Origin of the sequence: Vibrio ichthyoenteri ATCC 700023 (assembly GCF_000222605.1) — a bacterium.
Lineage (GTDB): Bacteria > Pseudomonadota > Gammaproteobacteria > Enterobacterales > Vibrionaceae > Vibrio > Vibrio ichthyoenteri.
Map to the genome: position 1 here is coordinate 1 of NZ_AFWF01000097.1, position 3,765 is coordinate 3,765.

3 protein-coding genes are annotated in these 3,765 nt (G+C 43.2%); 1 reads left to right on the forward strand and 2 read right to left on the reverse strand.

From position 1 onward, the window contains the following. The coding region (locus tag RH85_RS22050; RefSeq protein WP_006711824.1) for a toxin-antitoxin system YwqK family antitoxin at window positions 1-458 on the reverse strand (458 nt) is incomplete at its 3' end. 377 nt (window positions 459-835) lie between these two features. Here RH85_RS22050 and RH85_RS08565 point away from each other — a divergent pair. Continuing rightward, entirely contained in the window at window positions 836-1,588 is a 753-nt protein-coding gene (locus RH85_RS08565) for a 5'-methylthioadenosine/adenosylhomocysteine nucleosidase (protein WP_006711825.1), read from the forward strand. Window positions 1,589-1,667: 79 nt separating this feature from the next. On the opposite strand, the gene RH85_RS08570 is transcribed toward RH85_RS08565, so the two are convergent. After that, on the reverse strand, window positions 1,668-3,410 hold the full coding sequence (locus tag RH85_RS08570) for a hypothetical protein (protein WP_006711826.1): 1,743 nt from the start codon (window positions 3,408-3,410) through the stop codon (window positions 1,668-1,670). Window positions 3,411-3,765: the final 355 nt, after the last annotated feature.

Genomic DNA, 3,765 nt, shown 5'->3' on the forward strand with positions numbered 1-3,765 from the left:
TATACTTGTTCCTTTTGCCCATTTTTATAGAGGGTTGTCTGATCGATTGTTCCTTGGTGATTGTATTGCTCCCACAAACCATCCGGTACACCGTTACGATAGTGCTGCTTTTCACTTAGGTTGCCACTGCTATCAAACAACTGCCATTGACCATCTTGGTGGCCTTGCACATATTGCCCATCTAGCAGTTTTTGGTTATTTGGCAGAAATACCTGCCAAAGGCCATTCGGCACGCCTTGGGAAAATTGGCCTACGGTGTAACCTTGGTTATCTCTAACAATGGTGATATCGCCGTTTAGTGTCATGCCGTTGGCGATACTGTAGTAGAAGCTGATTCCATCTTGTTGACGAATTTCTATCATCAAAGAGGAGATCTTTTGTGAGGCTTGTGCGCTAACGCTGGTTAAAGAGACACTGGCCACTGCGGCCGTCGTCATGATTGCTTGATAAAAATGCATGCAGATCCTTGGATGCGATGTAGGCAATAACTTGATTGCGATAAGATCTCGAAAGTAATTGTTTAAAAGCAATGAGTTAATTGCAATCTGTGTTCTACGTATTGCTTAATTAATCGCTTATTTAGCGGATATCGATACTGCTTTCCAGCATTGCTTGTAGGGTTTGAGACTTTGATCATGAGGAATGGTGGGTTTGATTTATTTTAGTTCGCTGTGTTTGATTTTGACCGACAATGTAAGTCGGTGAGCGATATATGTAATTAATTCTTACTCAGTGAGACTGGTTATTTGCGCAAACGATTGCTTTTGCGGTTTTCCAAGGTATACTCCGCGCCGCGTCACAGTGTGGTGATGGGTATTATATGTTCAGGATCAGTATGTTTAAGAAATCATTGGCCGCAATGCTTGCTGTTTACGCATTGCCTTCAGCGGCATCAACCATTGGTATTGTTGGTGCGATGGATGTAGAAGTAGAAGCGTTATTACCAAAAATTGAAAATCAACAAGTAAAACAGATTGGTAGCCATACTTTTTATACCGGAGAAATCGAAGGTAAAGAGGTCATTGTAACAAAGTCGGGCGTGGGCAAAGTGAATGCCGCGATGACGACCACATTGCTTATTCAATCGTTTGGTGTTGAGCAGTTGATTTTCACGGGGATTGCGGGCGCAAGCGAGCCAAAACTTGATCCGCTTGATGTGGTGATTTCGACTAGCCTTGTGCAGCACGATGTAGACTTAACCATGTTTGGCAAGCCTAAGGGCGAGTTACCAGATTATGAAGACCGTCTGTTCTACGCGGATAAAAACCTACAGAAACATGCGTTTGATGCAGCGGTAGATGTGTTAGGCAAAGAGAGTGTTTACCAAGGCATTATCGCTTCTGGTGACCAGTTTATTGCTAACAAAGAGGTTGTGACCGGTATCTACAAAGAATTTAATGCCATGGCAGTAGAGATGGAAGGCGCAGCGTTGGGGCAGGTGGCGGATGCGTTTAACGTTCCTTATGTGGTCATTCGTACCATCTCCGATAAAGCGGATGGCTCAGCCGAAGTGGTTTACAGCGATTTGAAAAAAGCGACGGCCGATAACTCAGCCAAGATTACATTGAATATGCTCAAACGTATGTAATTGAACTTGAAATGAATGCACTGCTTAAGTGCATTCATTTGTTGCGTTCTTTTAGGCCTACAGATTACTTGTTTATCGGTTAGATAATAGGAAAGTTGGTAGGTAAGTTTTTGATAAAATTATGATATTTGAACTTGTGTCGTAGGCTATGCCCATACAGCTGTTCAATTAATGGAAGTGTATGTTGAGTATGGAAGCGGCCAAACTGAGCAACATCAATGATGTTTAAATATCGGTTCACTAATGGTAAATAGCGGATGTTATGCGCCGCTAAACTCAAAACCATATCAGATAGCGCGGCTTTATTTTCACTACTTATTAATGTGGATGCGTACGGATAAGCGCAGAAATTCTCAACTATTTGCTCCATCATGTTAGCCGCACCTGAGAGTTTTATCGCCATAGCGCAAAAATCAGCTTCTGAGCGCTGGCTACCATCTTGATCTTCAATCAGCCACTCAAGACGAATACCTTTGACGTGATCTTCTAAGCAAGCGGTTCGTTGTCGCATTTCTTGGAGACCCTCTAACACGCACTCTGGCAAGGCGAGGTAGTCAATTTCAATGACGTTAATACCATCACGGGTATAGGACATTCTGAATGCATCACTCATCTCTACGTCAGCTTGTTTCGCTTTTTGATAGGTGACAGTTTGTTGTGCCAGCTTGTTATCGCTAGGTTTAACTTCAGCAATATCAACAATCTTGATATCACAGTTGATGACTGCCAATTGATGATGGTTTAACAGCTGTAAGTGATAATCATATTGGTTAAACGCCACTTGATTGAGAGGATTTGGTTGTTCAGATTCCTCACTTTCTTGCGTCGGCATGACTAGGGGAGACATGCCGGTCAACTGATAATCTTGTTGGCGATGACTAAAATAAAGCTTACGTAAAGTGCCATCAGTCCAGCACAACCAGCACGCATTCTCTTGATCACTAAAGCGAATGCCTTTCAGCGTTTCCACCCATTCTTCAAGGGCATCCTCTACGTCATCTTCATCGACTTCCTCGTCAGCATAATAATCTTGGAGAGTTTGACGTACTTCATCATCCAGTATCTGCTCAGTGTCATTGCCAAACCAACGAACAGTCTTAATCCACAGTGTATTAAAGTCGTTTAAATCGACCAGTTGCAACTGAAAACCCAGTTGGAGATCCCCCTTATTTTCTTTGCATGGCAGTGTGTCGAAGAAAGGAAGCAGGGCAATATCGCGCTCAGGACAGAGCGCAAGCATATTGCGAGTTTGGTACATTCCCGCCGCAGGGAGAGAGTCGAGGAGGTGATGGTTAGCCTCGCCAGTGACAGAGTTAATAACCCAAAATCCTTGGGTTCTTTTGTGTAGTTTGCCGCTGCATTTTTGATAGAACAAAAAGCTGCCATCACGACGGCGATGCAGTTGCTGTATATCAAGGTATTCTGGCAATTGAACTTGCGTAATAAGTTGCCAATTTTTTAGGTTCCAACCATACAATCGATCGCCCTGCTCATCATCTATTTTTGCTGCAGCGGCATACCAGAACTCTTGTTTCGTTTTATCTAGCCAACCTTTGCCGCCGTGTATGCCCATTACCGGTAAAGTGGTCACTAGAGTCAAATCACCCTGAATAGAACCTTTATGAATCCGTCCAGTTGTCGTTGCGACGACAAACTCATCATCGTTATAAAATTCGGCTAGGCTGATATTACTTTCACGCTGTAATTCACCCAGATCACGTTGCCAATGCAACTCATTACGTCCGTTTGGTAAAGGAGAAAGCAGTTGTAGTTCAAGGCGATGTGGTTCACTTGAGATATTCAGTATATAAGGCGTTGTCATCAATCATTCCATGCAATCGGTAGCAAATAATTTTAACCACTTAAATAGACATGAGTGTTTCATTGAATGCAGTGGTGGTTGGGTTTTTGTTGTTATGAATGGATTATATCAACCAGAACGATTAATTGGATTGTCCAAGGCGATGTTTTATAAAGAAAAGGGCGAGAATTACGTTAATATTCTCGCCTTTTGTTGGTGACTAAAGGTATTGGATACTTTGGGGCCAGTTAAACCATCTCTGTCTGCAACGTTTCTACGCGCACCGCGGCCACTTTGAACTCCGGTATTTTCGCATGCGGATCGGTCGCGGTAGAGGTTAATCGGTTTACCGGCGATTCAACAAAGTGGAATGGGC